At 51.4% G+C, this 16,075-nt stretch carries 15 protein-coding genes; 13 read left to right on the top strand and 2 right to left on the bottom strand.

Annotated elements, in window-relative coordinates; translation table 11 throughout:
* The 3 genes from AT959_RS21585 to AT959_RS21775 form a co-directional block, all read left to right on the top strand.
* A partial coding sequence (locus tag AT959_RS21585) for a glycosyltransferase (protein WP_338032501.1) occupies nt 1–291 on the top strand: 291 nt, incomplete at its 5' end.
* 129 nt (nt 292–420) lie between these two features.
* Nucleotides 421–1,263 (top strand): 2-oxo acid dehydrogenase subunit E2, encoded by an 843-nt coding sequence (locus AT959_RS06950; protein ID WP_083518265.1) that lies wholly within the window; start codon nt 421–423, stop codon nt 1,261–1,263.
* A gap of 236 nt (nt 1,264–1,499) precedes the next feature.
* Complete coding sequence (locus AT959_RS21775) at nt 1,500–2,315, top strand: PEP-CTERM sorting domain-containing protein (protein WP_066882018.1); 816 nt, start codon at nt 1,500–1,502, stop codon at nt 2,313–2,315.
* A 137-nt stretch (nt 2,316–2,452) separates the two neighbouring features.
* On the opposite strand, the gene AT959_RS20445 is transcribed toward AT959_RS21775, so the two are convergent.
* Nucleotides 2,453–3,526, bottom strand: a complete 1,074-nt coding sequence (locus AT959_RS20445; protein ID WP_083518264.1) for a nitroreductase family protein — start codon at nt 3,524–3,526, stop codon at nt 2,453–2,455.
* A 1-nt stretch (nt 3,527) separates the two neighbouring features.
* Nucleotides 3,528–4,400 carry a ThiF family adenylyltransferase gene (locus AT959_RS06940; RefSeq protein ID WP_066882016.1) on the bottom strand — a complete coding sequence of 291 codons (873 nt, stop codon included), beginning with the start codon at nt 4,398–4,400 and terminating at the stop codon, nt 3,528–3,530.
* A 73-nt stretch (nt 4,401–4,473) separates the two neighbouring features.
* On the opposite strand from AT959_RS06940, the gene AT959_RS06935 reads away from it, so the two are divergent.
* From AT959_RS06935 to AT959_RS06895, 10 genes are all read left to right on the top strand, one after another.
* Nucleotides 4,474–5,703: an ABC transporter permease gene (locus AT959_RS06935; protein WP_066882013.1), complete on the top strand. Its 1,230-nt coding sequence runs from the start codon at nt 4,474–4,476 to the stop codon at nt 5,701–5,703.
* Complete coding sequence (locus AT959_RS06930; RefSeq protein WP_066882012.1) at nt 5,700–6,932, top strand: ABC transporter permease; 1,233 nt, start codon at nt 5,700–5,702, stop codon at nt 6,930–6,932. Before AT959_RS06935 ends, AT959_RS06930 begins: the two co-directional genes overlap by 4 nt.
* Before the next feature lie 126 nt (nt 6,933–7,058).
* Nucleotides 7,059–7,682, top strand: a complete 624-nt coding sequence (locus AT959_RS06925) for an XrtA/PEP-CTERM system exopolysaccharide export protein (RefSeq protein WP_083518263.1) — start codon at nt 7,059–7,061, stop codon at nt 7,680–7,682.
* A gap of 59 nt (nt 7,683–7,741) precedes the next feature.
* Nucleotides 7,742–9,301, top strand: coding sequence for an XrtA system polysaccharide chain length determinant (locus AT959_RS06920; protein WP_066882010.1), 1,560 nt, complete (start codon nt 7,742–7,744; stop codon nt 9,299–9,301).
* Between the two features lie 9 nt (nt 9,302–9,310).
* Nucleotides 9,311–10,252: an XrtA-associated tyrosine autokinase gene (locus AT959_RS06915; RefSeq protein WP_066882008.1), complete on the top strand. Its 942-nt coding sequence runs from the start codon at nt 9,311–9,313 to the stop codon at nt 10,250–10,252.
* The gene (locus tag AT959_RS20440; protein ID WP_205629849.1) at nt 10,206–11,897 is read left to right on the top strand and encodes a TIGR03016 family PEP-CTERM system-associated outer membrane protein; all 1,692 of its coding nucleotides are present in this window, start codon (nt 10,206–10,208) and stop codon (nt 11,895–11,897) included. Before AT959_RS06915 ends, AT959_RS20440 begins: the two co-directional genes overlap by 47 nt.
* A 4-nt stretch (nt 11,898–11,901) precedes the next feature.
* Nucleotides 11,902–13,011, top strand: a complete 1,110-nt coding sequence (locus AT959_RS06910) for an XrtA/PEP-CTERM system-associated ATPase (RefSeq protein WP_066882005.1) — start codon at nt 11,902–11,904, stop codon at nt 13,009–13,011.
* The gene (gene wecB, locus AT959_RS06905) at nt 13,004–14,170 is read left to right on the top strand and encodes a non-hydrolyzing UDP-N-acetylglucosamine 2-epimerase (RefSeq protein ID WP_066882003.1); all 1,167 of its coding nucleotides are present in this window, start codon (nt 13,004–13,006) and stop codon (nt 14,168–14,170) included. Before AT959_RS06910 ends, wecB begins: the two co-directional genes overlap by 8 nt.
* Before the next feature lie 15 nt (nt 14,171–14,185).
* Nucleotides 14,186–15,025: an XrtA system polysaccharide deacetylase gene (locus AT959_RS06900; protein ID WP_066882002.1), complete on the top strand. Its 840-nt coding sequence runs from the start codon at nt 14,186–14,188 to the stop codon at nt 15,023–15,025.
* 6 nt (nt 15,026–15,031) lie between these two features.
* Complete coding sequence (locus tag AT959_RS06895) at nt 15,032–16,069, top strand: FemAB family XrtA/PEP-CTERM system-associated protein (protein WP_066882000.1); 1,038 nt, start codon at nt 15,032–15,034, stop codon at nt 16,067–16,069.
* The last annotated feature ends 6 nt before the right edge of the window (nt 16,070–16,075 follow it).

Here is a 16,075-nt window from a genome sequence, read left to right as displayed (position 1 = left end):
ACTACCAACCAGGCCTTATGCAGTGGCGTCCCGGTCTTGGGCATCCCCCAGAATATGGACCAATTCCTGAATATGGAAGCAATTGTCGCATTCGGGGCAGGAAGCATGATCCGCGCTGACCGTGCCCAGCCTTTCCTGCTACGGCAGGCCATTAAATCCCTGATATCCGATCCAAAATTTGCAGTCCGCGCCCAAGCATTAGCCGACAGTTTGGAATTGGAAAGCGCCTCTTCCAAATTGGCTGGCCATATCATGGCGCAACTCAATCAAACAACCGTCAGGAACATGTAAAGGCGACAAGCTACAGATCTAGCTTGCGTCCAACAATAGATGCCGATCACTTGATTTCAGTAACAGGCAATTTTCCCTGTTGAGTGCACACCCTTATTTCGACTCCTAATTTGGCTGGAGATATCTGCAATGTCCCTATTCCATTTCCTCCCCAAAAATCCATTCTTTGAAGTTGTCGGCGGCATCATGTTCGAAAACTATGGCGACAACAAAGTTGCAATGTTGAGCGAGATCGACATGTCGCAATGCATTGCACTCAGAGAAGCCATCGGCAAGCAAACGGGTCAAAAGCCATCCTATACCGCCTGCGTAGCACGTGCCGTTGCCCTCACGCTGAAAACACACCCCTACGCCAACCGAATCACACTTGAAATCCCCTTCTTCAAACGCATCATTCAACTTGAAGAAATCAACATTACGGTAGCGGTCGAGCGAGACACCCCGGGGAATGAACAGGCAACCTATGCCGGAACAATTGCCCGAACAGATGAATTAAGCCTTCCTGAGCTGACCAGCGAGCTTAAGCGCATCGCCAACACCCAAGGAGAGCATGGCGAACGTTGGGAATTATTCAAGAAAATCGTAACCAGAGTTCCACCGCCTTTGGCGCGATTCATATTGCGCTTCCCGCGACTCTGGCCAAGCCTTTGGATACAACATCGGGGCGGCGCGGTAATGATCTCGTCACCGGCCAAATATGGCGTTGATATGCTGGTCGGTAACTGGCCATGGCCTATCGGCTTCTCTTTTGGCCTGGTTAAGGAACGCCCGGTAGTCATCGAGGGCAATATTGCGGCCCGACCAACCATGATGTTAATCATGAGCTTCGATCGCAGGCTGATGGCGGGAGCTCCAGCAGCACGATTTTTCAATGCGGTGGCTCAATCGCTCACACTAGCTAATACCACGCTGACATCACCAGAGACAAACGCACCTAATACAACGAACAGGCGCGCAAAGTTCGCCGATTAATTGTCACGCCAAGCAGAGGGCAACTTTCTTCGGCAAGGTAGCACGGGGTGTCGAAAAACTTTACAGGTCATCAAAACCGAAAACATATAGCGCCACATTAAAAGCCTAATCAATTGATAAATAACGACTTACTTTATGTGGCACAAATATCGCTAAGTCTTAAACCGAAGTGGTTGTCAAGACAACCCTCAACTCGATCTAGGCCAGTCACGTAATTTCTTGAACGGAGAATTCAAATGAAAAAATCACTTACAGCCTTGGCTGCGGTAACTGCGCTGTCCTTCAGCGCCAGCGCCAACGCCGACGTGGTCGTCGACCTGTTTAATGTTAATCAAGCCGCCATAACGGACTATTCGAATGATGGCAATGGCGTCTGGTCCACCATTACCGGCGCCCCTACAACTTCCGTAATCGGTGGCGTTCGTGAATTGTATGTTGAGCGCGTTGGCGGCACTGCCGCTGAGGATCCAGATTTTGGTCGCGTTCTTGCGGGTGTTAATGCTGACAGATACATTTTCAACTCGGACACAGATGTTGCTGGCACCGGCATTCTTCGTTGGGACGGCGCCGGGATAGCTGGCGTCAGCTCTCCCGCAACATTTGCTTCCAATGCTCGCGGTTATGGCTTGGGTGCAGACCTTAGCAGTTACACGTCCTTCCTGTTTGACGTGCTCTCCGCTGATCAAGGCTTCAAGTTCAGCATAGGTGTTTACAAGAGTGCCGCTGAATACTCAATCATCACACTCACCTCATCAGGTGGTGCCGGGCTTCGCACTATTTCGCTCGGCGCTTTCTTAGCCCCCTCCGGCGATTACGATGACCCGTTCAATCCCGGGGCCGATCTTAATGTTAACGTGCTGAACGTTGGCTTTGATCCAGCCGACTTCCTGACTGTCGGCGCATTGGAAGCTGTGATCAATGTCGGTGGTGGCACGCTCGCTGTTGACCTGTCCCTCAATCAGGTGACCGCTGTTCCCGAACCGGCGTCTCTGGCCTTGGTCGGTCTCGGCTTGCTTGGTCTCGGCGCCATCCGTCGTCGCAAGGCCTCCTGATCTGATCTTTGCCAAGGGGATACGTACATCAGCGTCATTGGTGTTAGGCAAACCAGAAGGCCGCTCATTTTCGGGCGGCCTTCTGGTTTTACGTTTGGCAAAATATCAACAGCAGTATCTGCTCTCCGAGCACCGACTCATCCATTCACCATGAGCTGACTCAAGTCCTTGCGTAAAGACCTCGACCATGGTTTTGCTGACCGACCCACCCGGCAAAAGAAGGCAAATGGCTCCACTGGCGAAACACCGACAAGCGCATCAAATCGTGAAGCTAAAAGGGAGACCGCATCATTAATTTTTGAGTCAGCCGATATTTCCCTAGCAGCCTTGGCGTACCATCGAAATATCACAGGAGTCATCTCTGGCTGCAAATACAGAGCATTGGCGGTAGCGGTGAGCCAAATGCGCTGCATTGCAATCCCACTCTCAACGTAGTCCTCTAGTGTAATCGGGGGCCTTCGAGGCCGAAGTAATAGATGGGCCGCACAAGCCATTGCCGGGATGAAATCAAGTTGAATGCGAGGGGCTATCGTTCCCATCAGGTAGTGATTAAAAAATTCCACTCTTTTCCAACTTGCCATCACCCATTTCATCAGCTTTGCCGTTAGCGGATCAACACCGATAGCCTCTTCCGGCAAGCGATCTTTGCTGAAGCGTACCCCCCATTCAATAATGTCTCGATGAACAGGAAAAGCCTCCGGGCAAGTCAATCGAATGTAGGCGTTATCCCAAAGCAAGCTAGCCACCTGAAGTCGATCACGGGAATGCTCAAAAAACTGGACCGAATAGTTGGGACCGGCTGCATTTGCAAGACTCTCGCGTTGTGAATAACTAAGTGGCGTAGTGCGCATTGGACGCCGCTGTACAACCCGTTGTTCTATGTATGGCAGCAGTGGGTCCGCCGGCAAATCAGGTTTTGGGGTCAGTAACACATCGTAGATCGGAGCATTTTCGGCACATCTCGGCCGAACCTGCCACTCCGTCGAAATTTGAAAACCGCTTGCGGCAATACGTAAAGTTTCAAGAAGTGCCCCATGCGCCATCTGGCTAGGACGCCCTTCAAAATCATAAATCACGTGATCGCGAGTGTCATAGCCATGAATGGCTATGTGGTTATCAGTCACGATCTCGAAACGCCATGGCTGCGTGTTGTCCCCGCTGGGTGCCCAACGAGCCAAGTCAAGTATCTGAACTAAGGTATCTCGATTCATTTTATCTACCCTGGGTCATTTTCGCTAATTGCCGTCTAACCAAACCACGCATCAAACGCTGCAATGGATTTTTGTACCCCCCCGGGCGCCAGGTACGCGAATATTGCATTCGGTAAGCATCAAACTGACTTCCCCATGGCGCATATTTCACACCACCTCTGCCCAACAGGAGCTTCAAAGTCTCTACTGCCACCACCCCGGCACAAAGCTGGCAGGCAGCAATACTAGAGGGCCCGCGACGCTCGGTCAGATTCACTCTAGTGGCGTCAACCACATAGCCTCGCTGGAGCATTGCAGGAGACAAGCCAACGAGAAATCGAATAGCCATCTCGTCCTCGTCGCATCCACTGAACCCAAAGTAATCCTCATATGACATCCCCCCCGGCCCAAATGCCAGTAGCGCAACACCCAAGCCCAGCGGCGCAGCAGTAACAATCGGAATTCCCTTTTTCTCACACGCAGAGAAGGTTGCACGCCGGGCTGAAAAAGCAAAAAAATCCAAACCATCTACATAGACATCAACCCCATCCAAAAAGCTATCAAGGGACTCCGTTTTTACGCCCTCAGGAAACAAGCTGAGATCAACCTCCGGATTGATTTCGCGAGCCATATCGGCCAGTACGTTAATTTTCGGCTGGCCAATCGTACTGACCACGGCCCCCACCTGACGATTGAAATTGACAATATCAAACACATCGAAATCAGCAATCGAGAATTGTCCAATCCCAAGGCGCGCCAAAGTCAGCAAATGAACGCCCCCCACCCCTCCGAGCCCCCCGATGGCCACACGAGATTGCCGCAACTTTTGCTGCTCGGCTTCTGTTACCCAACCGATATTTCTGGAAAATGCCTCGTCATAATTAAAGACTCCCATCGCGCCTCCAGATCAAGTATGTTTGGTATTAGAATCAATACAACTACATTACCCGAAGCTTCTAACGGCGCCAATGAGCAATTTAATTACCGAGTTACGGATTGCCATCCGAAACCTGAGGCGCAATAAAAATCGGACCTTGGTTGCCCTTCTGACGGTTGCCTGTGGTGTCATTGCGTATCTGCTAGCCGGTGGTTTTATTGAATGGATCTTTGCAAGCATGCGCGAATCCACAATTCGCTCACAGTTGGGACATATTCAGATCGTCAAGCCCGGATACATGGAAAAAGGTATAGCTGATCCCTACAATTTTCTTCTTCCAGCAGACTCACGCGAACTGCAAAATATCGAACAGACCCCCGGCATCGTCAATGTTGCCCAACGCCTTGCATTCAGCGGCCTGCTTAGCCATGGAGATGCAACAATCAGTTTCATAGGTGAGGGAATTGAACCTGAGCGCGAATCCGTAATTAGTGATCAAATCCATATTCGCACCGGCAAAAATCTTGAAAAATCAGATGAAAAATCGGTTCTTCTGGGCGAAGGCCTGGCAAAGAATCTGGGGGTTTCAGCAGGTGACACGACCGTCCTGCTGGTAACTGCTGCCAACGGAACCCCAAACGCCATTGAAGTCAAAGTTTCGGGAACCTTTTTTACCGCAGCCAAGGAATTTGACGACACCGCACTACGCCTCCCAATCGACCTGGCTCGCAAATTGATGCGCGTAAAAAGTGCAACCAGCTGGGTTCTTCTTTTGGACAATACGAAAAAAACACCCCACGCTACCACGCAACTTCGACAAACACTTTCCAGTACAAATTTTGAAGTTATTCCGTGGACCGATCTAGCGGACTTCTATAACAAAACTGTCGTTTTGTTTGGCAAACAGGTCAACCTGATGAAAATGATCATCGCGGTAATTATTATCCTGACCATATCCAATACCCAGACCATGAGCGTTCTTGAACGCACAACAGAAATTGGCACAATCATGGCTACAGGGTCACGGCGCTCCGAAATACTGCGTATGTTCATCATTGAAGGGGTACTGATAGGAGCCATTGGCGGCCTAATAGGAGTTGCACTGGGATACGGAATTGCTGAAGCACTTTCGATCATTGGAATCCCCATGCCCCCTCCACCAGGGATGGATACCGGCTTTACGGCAGCGATAGCTGTTACTGCAAATCTGGCTTTGGATGCATTGCTTCTAGCCTTTGTTACCACACTAATCGCCAGCATCATGCCCGCATGGAAGGCTAGTCGAATGAACGTAGTTGATGCACTGCGGTGCAACCAATGAACATCCGTACTTTTCGAGGCTTTTCGCTTGCACTGCGTAATCTGCTACGTCACAGAGCACGCACAGCCGGGACAATGGCAGCAATCAGTCTTGGTGTCGCCAGCCTGATGCTGGCAGGCGGATTTGTGCAAGACATCTTTGTCCAACTTGGAGAAGCGACTATTCATTCCCAAACAGGACACATCCAATTAGCACGTCAAGGCTTTTGGGCAACGCGAACACGAACGCCAGAAAATCACATGATCGAACAAGTGGATGAGATCAAACGTTCATTGACAACGCTTCCCGCAATAGAGCAGATCGTTACTCGAATAAATTTCTCTGGGATGCTAAACAACGGCAAACGCGATCTGGGAATAATTGGTGACGGCATCGAACCTGACGGTGAAGCTAAAATCGGAAGCTTCATGCGATATATCGAAGGCAGAGCGCTAACCGACAAAGACACGGATGGGATTGTTGTTGGTCAAGGTGTAGCGCGCACCCTGAACCTAAAAATCGGAGACCGGGTAACGCTTCTGATCAGTTTGGCTCAAGGCGCAGTAAATACACTAGATTTTCAAGTAATTGGGGTTTTTCAAAGCTTTTCTAAAGAATTCGATGCCAGGGCAGTACGCATTCCGATGACGGCCACGCGGGAATTGCTCGATACTCAATCTTCACACCTGTTAGTCATCTCCCTTTCCCAGACAGCGGAAACTGACATCATTGCACAAGCCATCCGAGCACCAGTCAAAACCTATGGTCTTGAACTTTCGACTTGGCGTGAGCTATCTGACTTCTATGAAAAAACAGTTCAACTCTACGATGCTCAATTCGGAGTATTGCGCCTTATCATTTTTTTCATGGTCCTGCTTAGCGTCGCCAACAGCGTAAACATGACCTTGTTTGAAAGAACCCGAGAGTTCGGAACATTATTGGCCCTTGGGGAAACACCCGGGAGCGTATTCGCACTGATCATGACTGAAAGCGCTTTACTTGGTTTATTTGGAGCACTACTCGGCATCACTCTTGGCTTAGTTTTTGCCCTCATCATTTCAAGCATAGGTATTGAAATGCCGCCCCCTCCCAACTCAAATCTTGGCTATACGGCCCAAATTCGCCTAAATTTTACGATGGCACTAGTTTCAGGAGGTATTGGATTTTTCGCAACCTTTCTGGCTTCTGTTCTACCTGCTCACCGAGCATCAAAACTAAACATTACCGACGCCCTACGTCACGGAGTGTAGTCCGCTGTGAAATAGTTCCTCAGGAACACCAGTTCTTTCACGTAACCTTCACCTACTTTCCGCTATTATTATGCTCTATTGATTTACCTGAGCAGGCGCTCCTGCCACATGATTGAGGGAAAACTTATGTCAAAGACTCGTCAAACCGCCTTGTCGCTTTCCAAATTCTTCTTGGTAGCGCTTGCCGCAGTGACATTGGGAGCCTGCTCCAGTCATCCGCCAGCTCCTAGCGCAGCTGCGTCCGCCGACTACAGCTACAAAATTGGCCCCGGCGACAATCTCAATATCGTAGTCTGGCGTAACCCGGAACTCTCGATGTCGGTACCAGTTCGCCCTGATGGCAAAATCTCTGCGCCGCTGATAGACGACCTCAATGCCATGGGCAAGGACTCCACCAGCTTAGCTCGCGATATCGAAAAGGAACTCGGAAAATTTATTCGTGACCCGGTGGTGACAGTCATTGTCACCGGTTTCGTTGGCCCCTACAGTGAACAAATCCGTGTAATCGGTGAGGCGGCGAAACCTCAGATCTTGGCCTACAAACAGAAAATGACGATCCTTGACGTAATGATTGCAGTCGGAGGAATTACTGATTTCGCCGATGGCAACCATGCAACCATCCTGCGTACGTCAGAAAACAATGCCCAATACACTGTAAGGCTGAAGGATCTCGTTAAGCGAGGCGATGTTTCCGCCAACGTCGAAATGAAACCTGGCGATGTTCTAATCATCCCGCAAAGCTGGTTCTGAACATCCCAATAAACCAGAGCCGTCCGCCCCCTAGGACGGCCATTCGTTTGGACTCATAGATGGAAGAGATTCTCCGCCAGGCTTTGGTTATCCTACGCGCGACGTGGCAGCATCGCCGACTGGGAATGCTGGTTGCTTGGGTGGTTGGTGCAATAGCTGCCGGTGTAATTTTGCGCATCCCTGACAAATACGAAGCCTCCGCCAGAATATTTGTCGATACCCAATCGATCCTCAAGCCCTTGATGTCAGGCCTGGCTGTCCAGCCCAATGTCGAACAGCAAGTCATGATGCTTAGTCGGACATTGATTAGCCGGCCCAATGTCGAAAAACTGATTCGCATGGCCGATCTCGACCTAAACCTCAACGGCAAGGCAGAACGGGAGGCGCTCACGGAGCGCCTGACCAAAACGCTGACTATTTCCAGTGTCGGTCGCGATAATCTCTATACCATTGCCTATAGGGATAGCGACCCTGGCAAAGCTCAACGTGTCGTACAAGCGCTAGTTTCAATTTTCGTGGAATCCAGCCTTGGAGACAAACGCCAAGACTCTGACTCGGCTCGGAAGTTCATTGATGAGCAGATTCGGAATTACGAGAAAAAGCTTCAGGATGCCGAGGGGCGCCTTAAGGAGTTCAAGCTCCGCAATGTGGATTTATACACCGCTGACGGCAAAAACAGCACGGAGCATTTGTCAGAACTCACCAATATGCTGAACAGTTCCCGCCTGGCACTGCGGGAAGCTGAGAACTCCCGGGATGCCATGCGGCGCCAGATTGTCGGTGAAGAACCCGTACTGCTCCCCGAAGCACCTGGCGCTGACTCAGGTGTATCGCTGCCGGAAATAGATGGGCGGATAGACACGCAAAAAAGAAACCTCGACAACCTTCTGCAACGCTACACAGATCAGCACCCTGATGTTGTTGGCGCTCGGCGCCTGATCAAAGACCTAGAGGATCAAAAAAGGCAGGAACTCATCGCCCGCAAGAAGTTCGCTGCCGCCAACCCAGGATCTTCGGTAAGCAACAACCCTGTTTATCAGCAATTAAAGGTTTCTTTGGCTGAATCTGAAGCCAACGTTGCCTCATTGCGCGCCCGAGTTTCCGAATACGAATCACGCTATCGGCGCGCCGTTGACTTGCTGAAGACCCAGCCACAACTTGAGGCTGAATACACTCAACTCAATCGCGACTACGATATCCACAAAAAGAACTATGAACAGTTGGTCACCCGTAGAGAGTCAGCGGAGTTGTCTGGCGATCTGGAATCAGCCGGCTCGGTCGCAGACTTTCGTCTAATTGACCCACCACGCGCTTCCCCCAACCCCGTTGCCCCCAACCGTTTGATTTTGTTACCGACAGGCCTCGTTCTTGCACTTGTTACCGGCCTTTTTGCCGCCTTTATAGCCAGCCAGATTAGACCTGTATTTTTCGATGGAAAAACATTGCGTGATGTCACAGGACTTCCTTTGCTCGGCACTGTTTCCTTGATCCCCAACGAAGCACGTCGCACTAAGGAGCGCACCAGCCTTCACCGCTTCTTATTGGCCACAGCGGGGCTTGTTATTGCTTATGGTGCAGGTATCGCGATGCTAACTTTTCTCTCCCAACGCGCTGCCTGAGGTTATTCGATGAGTCTGATTGAACAAGCAGCCAAACGTCTTGAGCAACTCCGGCAGGCCGGTGTTGAACTGCCAGAAGACAAACCCCAATTAAAGCCCGCCCCCGAGTCTCATCCCTCGCCAATTACGGATAGCTTTCAGGGCGAGCCGTCACCAAGCCGCCAGGCCGATACCACGATTTCGAGCGCCCCACCCCATCCGCGAGGCAAACGCGTAGACCTTAACCTTGAGGCGATAGCGGCCTCTGGGCTACTTGTTCCTCATGCTACCCGTAGCCAGTTAGCAGACGAATACCGGGTTATAAAGCGCCCCCTCATAGCAAATGCCATGGGGCGGAGCGCAACCCAGATTACAAACGGGAATCTGATCATGATTACCAGCGCCTTGCCAGGCGAAGGTAAAAGTTTTACAGCCATCAATCTGGCCATCAGTATTGCCATGGAACTCGACAACACGGTTATGCTGGTCGACGCAGATGTTGCACGCCCATCAATTCTAAACATGCTGGGTCTCCCCCCCGCCCCTGGTCTTTTGGATGTTGTCGACAACAATTCTGTCGACATCTCAAGCGTACTAATGCGAACCAATATTGACAAACTTTCTATCCTACCAAGTGGCACGCAACACCCTCGCGCAACAGAACTCCTAGCCAGTGATGCAATGGTTCGCTTACTGGATGACATGTCCCGGCGATACAGTGACCGGATCATCATTTTCGACTCCCCCCCTTTGTTACTCACTACCGAAGCTCGCGCTTTAGCAACACATATGGGGCAAGTTGTAATGGTGGTCAATGCGGCGCAAACAACCCAAGCAGCAGTTAAACAAGCGGTTTCGACTATCGATGCCTGCCCAGTCAAAATGATGGTTCTCAACCAATCCCGCCAAACTGCCGGAGATGGATATGGTTACGGGTATGGCTACGGATATGGGTATGGAAATGAGAGCTAGGAAAAGAATAAAAATTGTACAGCCAGCATCGCTTATTGGACTCTGTTGCTTTTGCTCACTAGCTCTCGCTCAAGGTGTTAGCACTGGTTCCGACTCCGGCTCTGCCTTCTCAGCCACAAATGCCGCCGCTGCTACCCAACCCCCATCTTCAGGTTTAGGCAACTCGGCATCGCAAGGGCGGGCCTGGGTCATCACCCCCAGAATCGGTTTAACCGAAACCTATAGCGATAATGTAAACGTCAACGCCAGCAACAATAATAAACAAGGCGACTTTACAACCGAAATCTCCCCTGGCATTCGTGTTGAAGCGAGAACCGCTCGCCTAAAAGCCTATCTGGATTACACCTTGCGCGGCTTATTCTATGCGCGGGAGTCTGGCTACAATCAAACTCAGAACTCGTTGAATACATTCGGCACTTTTGAGGCGGTCGAAAAATGGCTATTTCTTGACTTCAGTGCCCTCATTGCGCAACAGGCAATCTCTGCATTTGGCCCTCAGTCCCCCAGCAATTCGACAATCAACAATAACGTCACGGAAACCGCCACCTACAGGCTCTCGCCCTATATTCGTGGCCAGGCAGGAGGACTTGTTGACTACTTGCTGCGCTACAACCTTTCGACAACGCGATCTGATGCATCGGCAGTATCGGACACCAATATATCGGAATGGATTGGCCAACTTCGTGGTTCTACCCCATTTCAGAATTTGAAGTGGACAATAGATGGCAGCCAACAAAGCGTCGATTACACACGCGGACGTGACACTGATTCTGAACGTATTCGGGGCATGCTGACTTATTCGCTATCCCCACAGTTCAGAGTTTCCGGCAGTGCCGGCCAGGAGTCGAATAACTACGCATCGGTAGACCAAAAAACCAATGATACCTATGGCTATGGCTTTGACTGGAATCCGACTGAGCGTACTCAGATATCAGCCTTCAAGGAACGTCGATTCTTTGGTGATGGTCACAATGTAAGCTTCAGCCATCGTTTCCCAAGGAGCAGCATCCGTTTCTCCGATACAAGGGATGTTTCGGTTCTGCCGAACCAATTCACAACTGTCGGCTTTGGAACCGTATACGATCTGTTTTACCCCTTGCTGGCAAATGTCGAGCCTTATGCCAGCATGCCTCCCGGTGCGAAAGAAAGTGCCATCGCTAATGCCATCTATAGCACCTTTGGCGTTCCGGCTAACACTCAAGTCACCAGTAGCTTCCTGACCTCCCGTGCCACCGTCCAGCGCAGGCAACAGCTTGGTCTAACGCTCACCGGAATTCGAAATACGATCACGCTTATGGTTAGCCAAGGTGAAGATCAGTCGGCCTTGGCATCAACAAGTAGCAATGATGACTTTTCACAAAGCAACATTGTTCGGCAGCGAGGTTTTAGCCTGAATTATTCACACCGACTCAGCGAAATTTCCAATCTGAATGCGCTTGCCTCGCGCCAGGAAAGCACTAATTCAGGCACCATTTCAGGCACTGGAAATCTCAAGGCCACAACGACGATCTATCAGATCAACCTATCCACCAAGCTTGGAACCAAGACTACTGGAGCACTTAGTGCCCGCCGTTCCGAATTTGACAGTGCCAACAACCCTTATACGGAAAACGCCATCATCGGAAGCGTTTTCTTCGTATATTAATCATATGTATGAAGCTTATTATGGCTTGAAAAACAAGCCCTTCCAGCTAAACCCCGACCCGTCATTCTATTTCGGCAGCCGGCAACACCGAAGAGCAACAGCCTATCTTGAATACGGTATGCATCAGAATGAGGGATTCATAGTCATTACAGGCGAAGTCGGCGCCGGGAAGACCACGATTGTCCGTGGATTGCTCGAAAGCCTGGACCCGGAAAAAGTTGTTGCCGCCCACTTGGTCAGCACCCAACTTGATGCCGACGACACCCTAAGACTGGTTGGCGCCGCTTTTGGGCTGCGCACCAAGGATGTCTCCAAGTCTGACATATTGATGTCACTTGAAGCCTTTCTGATCAGCATGACAAGCAAAGGGAAACGTTGCTTGCTGGTTGTTGATGAAGCCCAGAATCTTACGGCCCGTGCGGTGGAAGAACTGCGCATGCTTTCGAACTTTCAGTTTGGCAACCATGCACTTCTGCAAAGCTTCTTGATTGGGCAACCGGAGTTCAGAGGCATCCTGCAAAGCCCGCACATGATGCAGTTTCGCCAACGTGTCATTGCCGCCTGTCACATAGGTCCGCTGGATGTTGCCGAAACGCAGGCCTACATTGAGCATCGCCTGAAATGCGCGGGCTCAACGGGTACCCCCAAGATATTGCCGGAAGCTTATGAAGCGATCTTCAAGGCAAGCAGCGGCATCCCGCGACGTATCAACTCGGTTTGTGACCGCCTTCTGCTCTCAGGCTATCTAATCGGGAAAAAAGAATTCAACGACTCGGATGTCGACGAGGTTGCCCGTGAAATTTACGAGGAAACCCTCGGCGATAGCCCACCACTCCCGGCAGGCTATACACCCGCGGTACCAGCGTCCCCTTCCCCATATACTAGTCTCAATCTCCCCCATTTCGGTAGCACAAGGGAAACCTGTGAAGACCCTGTTGCCTTGCTCGCCGGCCTCAATGTCGAGCAATTCGGAGAGCGTCTAGCGCGCCTTGAGCGCAGCCTTCTGCAACTGGAAAAAATTAACACCGCGACCTTGGGGCTGTTGCAGCAGCTTGTCAGCAACGATGTGCAGTTGAAACCCGCCACAGTCCAATCAGAGAATACAAATGCCTGACCTTTGGCCAATTGAACTTGGACCCGTCATCTGTGTTGTTGGGGCTCGCCCGAACTTCATGAAAATTGCCCCGATCTTGCGCGCCTTCGCGGCGAACCGGCCTGTCATTCCGACGCTCCTCGTGCATACCGGCCAACACTACGACCATGAGATGAACGACAAATTGTTTGAAGATTTGCGTTTACCGCTCCCCGATATCAACCTTGGCGTTGGGTCTGGGTCTCATGCGGTACAAACCGCTGAAGTCATGCGTCGATTCGAACCGGTACTTGATGACAAGAAACCGTCCTGCGTTCTCGTTGTAGGTGATGTAAATTCGACGCTGGCCTGCACGCTTGTTGCTGTCAAGAAGGGCATTCCGGTTGCCCATGTCGAAGCAGGCCTGCGCAGCAATGACCGCAGCATGCCCGAAGAGATCAATCGCATTCTGACCGACCAGATTGCGGATCTCCTATATACGACGGAAAGAAGCGCCGCCGACAATCTGCTCCGCGAGGGCATTTGTTTGGAACGTGTGCGCTTTGTTGGCAACGTGATGATCGACTCCCTACTGAATAATCGAGAATTCGCACGTTCACCGGCGGACTCGATCCGCGCCACTGGCGCCAACCCTGAAATTATCGAGGGAGCCTCGGGTTATGGTGTGGTTACCATGCACCGACCATCCAATGTTGATGAGCCAGAAGTTTTGACCTCGTTGTTGAAGGTACTAAGAGAAATTTCAACGTCGATTCCCTTGGTCTTTGCCCTTCATCCCAGAACAAAAGCCAATATTGAACGTTTCGGACTGGCAGAACATATCGATGCGGAGCGCATGATCATGCTGCCACCACAGGGCTACCTGGAAATGCTGGGGTTGATGGCCGGGGCTCGCATAGTCTTGACGGACTCCGGTGGTCTTCAGGAGGAAACAACAGCGCTTGGGGTGCCCTGCCTGACAATGCGCGAGAATACCGAACGCCCGATTACCGTCGAACAAGGCACAAACACCATGGTCGGACGTGATGTCGTAACAATTCGACACCATGCTGCCGAAACGCTATCCGGACGGGGCAAGAGTGGACGGATTCCCGAGTTATGGGATGGCCACACCGCCGAACGGATCGCTGCAGATCTCTCCGAATGGCTGCTTTCCCGACACGGCAATCAAGTTCACTGATTATTGCAGACGCCAATGCAAGCTCACCCTGCCAGCAATGCCCTGACCATTGATGTAGAGGACTACTTTCAGGTCTCTGCATTTGCGCCGCACATCCCGCGTAGTGACTGGGCTATTCGTGAATGCCGCGTCGAACGCAACGTGGATCGCATTCTGGCAATGCTTGATGATCATCAAACCAAAGCCACGTTTTTCACCTTGGGCTGGATTGCCGAGCGCTACCCTGAAGTTATCCGGCGGATTGTTTCCGATGGTCATGAATTAGCCAGTCACGGCTACGGACATGAACGGGCAAGCGATCAGGGACCGGAAGCTTTTTTCGCAGACATTCAGGTCGCCAAACTGATTCTTGAAGACCTCGCCGGTTATGAAGTCAAAGGCTATCGAGCCCCGAGCTTCTCGATTGGGGAAAAAAATTTGTGGGCCTTTGAATGCCTTGAGCGTGCCGGGTACCGCTATAGCTCAAGCATTTATCCCATTCGCCACGACCATTACGGGATGCCGGATGCCCCACGTCACGCCCATAAAATAGGCAACATGCTGGAAGTTCCGGCAACTACTTTGCGTTTCTTCAACCGCAATTGGCCAGCCAGTGGCGGTGGATATTTCCGCTTGATGCCATACGGCCTGTCGCGCTGGATGATTCACCACGTGAATGCAGTAGACCAGCTTCCGGCAGTGTTTTATTTCCACCCCTGGGAAATTGACAGCGAGCAGCCTCGTATCCCCAACATCAGCGCCAAAACGCGTTTCCGCCACTACGTAAACATTGGCCAGATGGAGCATCGTCTGCGCCGCCTGCTGGCCGATTTTTCATGGACTCGGATGGATCACCTATTTCTTGGCAAGGCCTGATTCATCATGATCATCAAGCAGCTATCCCCTTCCGATCCGGTCGATGCGCAGCGCTGGGATGAATTTGTCTTCGCCTGCCCAAGCGCCACGTTCTTTCATCGCTCAGGCTGGCAGGAGATTCTGCGCGAAGTTTTTCGCCACCCGACCTACTTCCTCTACGCTGAGCATGGTGGCGAAATTCAAGGGGTGTTGCCGCTGGCGCATGTTAACAGCCTGCTTTTTGGCAATGCACTGATTGCCCTACCCTTTGCAGTCTACGGTGGGGTCGCAGCCCAAAATGCGGATGCCTTGCAGGCACTGGAAGAGGCAGCCAAGGCACTCGCACAGAAACTTGGTGTCGGGCATCTCGAGTTCCGCAATATCGAACCGCATCACACCAATGATTGGCCGACCCAGGATCTATACGTTACTTTTCGCAAGGAAATCCTGCCAGAAGTTGAACAAAACATGCTCGCGATTCCCCGCAAACAGCGAGCCATGGTCCGCAAAGGCATCAAAAATGGCCTTGTTAGCACGGTCGACCGCAGCAGTGAGCACTTTTTCAAACTGTTCGCCGACAATGTGCATCGCCACGGCACCCCGGCGCTGCCCAAGCGCTACTTCGATAGCTTGATGCGTGTTTTCGGCGATGACTGTGAAATCCTGACCGTTACCTCGGCCGATGGCCAGTTATTGAGCAGCGTTTTCTCGTTTTACTTCCGTGACGAAGTCCTGCCCTATTACGCGGGTGATGATGAAAGCGCCCGCAACCTGGCAGCAAATGACTTCAAGTATTGGGAATTGATGCGCCGGGCTTGTGAGCGTGGCCTCAAAGTTTTTGATTACGGCCGTAGTAAGAAGGATACAGGCCCCTACGCTTTCAAGAAGAACTGGGGCTTTGAACCTCAACAACTGCATTACGAATACTGCCTTTACAAGCGTGACAGCATCCCCCAGAACAATCCCAACAATGCCAAATACAAACTGTTCATCGAAGCCTGGCGGCGAATGCCGATAGGGCTCGCCAACTGGCTGGGACCGCACATCGTCCGGAATCTTGGCTAGAGGAAT

The organism is Dechloromonas denitrificans (assembly GCF_001551835.1).
Classification (GTDB): domain Bacteria; phylum Pseudomonadota; class Gammaproteobacteria; order Burkholderiales; family Rhodocyclaceae; genus Azonexus; species Azonexus denitrificans.
This window is presented reverse-complemented; position numbering and strand designations above follow the sequence as displayed.

What these genes read in the sequence shown, in the direction of transcription:
- AT959_RS06950 (WP_083518265.1), top strand. Translation starts at nt 421, where the DNA reads ATGTCCCTATTCCATTTCCTCCCCAAAAATCCATTCTTTGAAGTTGTC.
- AT959_RS21775 (WP_066882018.1), top strand. Translation starts at nt 1,500, where the DNA reads ATGAAAAAATCACTTACAGCCTTGGCTGCGGTAACTGCGCTGTCCTTC.
- AT959_RS20445 (WP_083518264.1), bottom strand. Translation starts at nt 3,526, where the DNA reads ATGAATCGAGATACCTTAGTTCAGATACTTGACTTGGCTCGTTGGGCA.
- AT959_RS06940 (WP_066882016.1), bottom strand. Translation starts at nt 4,400, where the DNA reads ATGGGAGTCTTTAATTATGACGAGGCATTTTCCAGAAATATCGGTTGG.
- AT959_RS06935 (WP_066882013.1), top strand. Translation starts at nt 4,474, where the DNA reads ATGAGCAATTTAATTACCGAGTTACGGATTGCCATCCGAAACCTGAGG.
- AT959_RS06930 (WP_066882012.1), top strand. Translation starts at nt 5,700, where the DNA reads ATGAACATCCGTACTTTTCGAGGCTTTTCGCTTGCACTGCGTAATCTG.
- AT959_RS06925 (WP_083518263.1), top strand. Translation starts at nt 7,059, where the DNA reads ATGTCAAAGACTCGTCAAACCGCCTTGTCGCTTTCCAAATTCTTCTTG.
- AT959_RS06920 (WP_066882010.1), top strand. Translation starts at nt 7,742, where the DNA reads ATGGAAGAGATTCTCCGCCAGGCTTTGGTTATCCTACGCGCGACGTGG.
- AT959_RS06915 (WP_066882008.1), top strand. Translation starts at nt 9,311, where the DNA reads ATGAGTCTGATTGAACAAGCAGCCAAACGTCTTGAGCAACTCCGGCAG.
- AT959_RS20440 (WP_205629849.1), top strand. Translation starts at nt 10,206, where the DNA reads ATGGTTACGGGTATGGCTACGGATATGGGTATGGAAATGAGAGCTAGG.
- AT959_RS06910 (WP_066882005.1), top strand. Translation starts at nt 11,902, where the DNA reads ATGTATGAAGCTTATTATGGCTTGAAAAACAAGCCCTTCCAGCTAAAC.
- wecB (WP_066882003.1), top strand. Translation starts at nt 13,004, where the DNA reads ATGCCTGACCTTTGGCCAATTGAACTTGGACCCGTCATCTGTGTTGTT.
- AT959_RS06900 (WP_066882002.1), top strand. Translation starts at nt 14,186, where the DNA reads ATGCAAGCTCACCCTGCCAGCAATGCCCTGACCATTGATGTAGAGGAC.
- AT959_RS06895 (WP_066882000.1), top strand. Translation starts at nt 15,032, where the DNA reads ATGATCATCAAGCAGCTATCCCCTTCCGATCCGGTCGATGCGCAGCGC.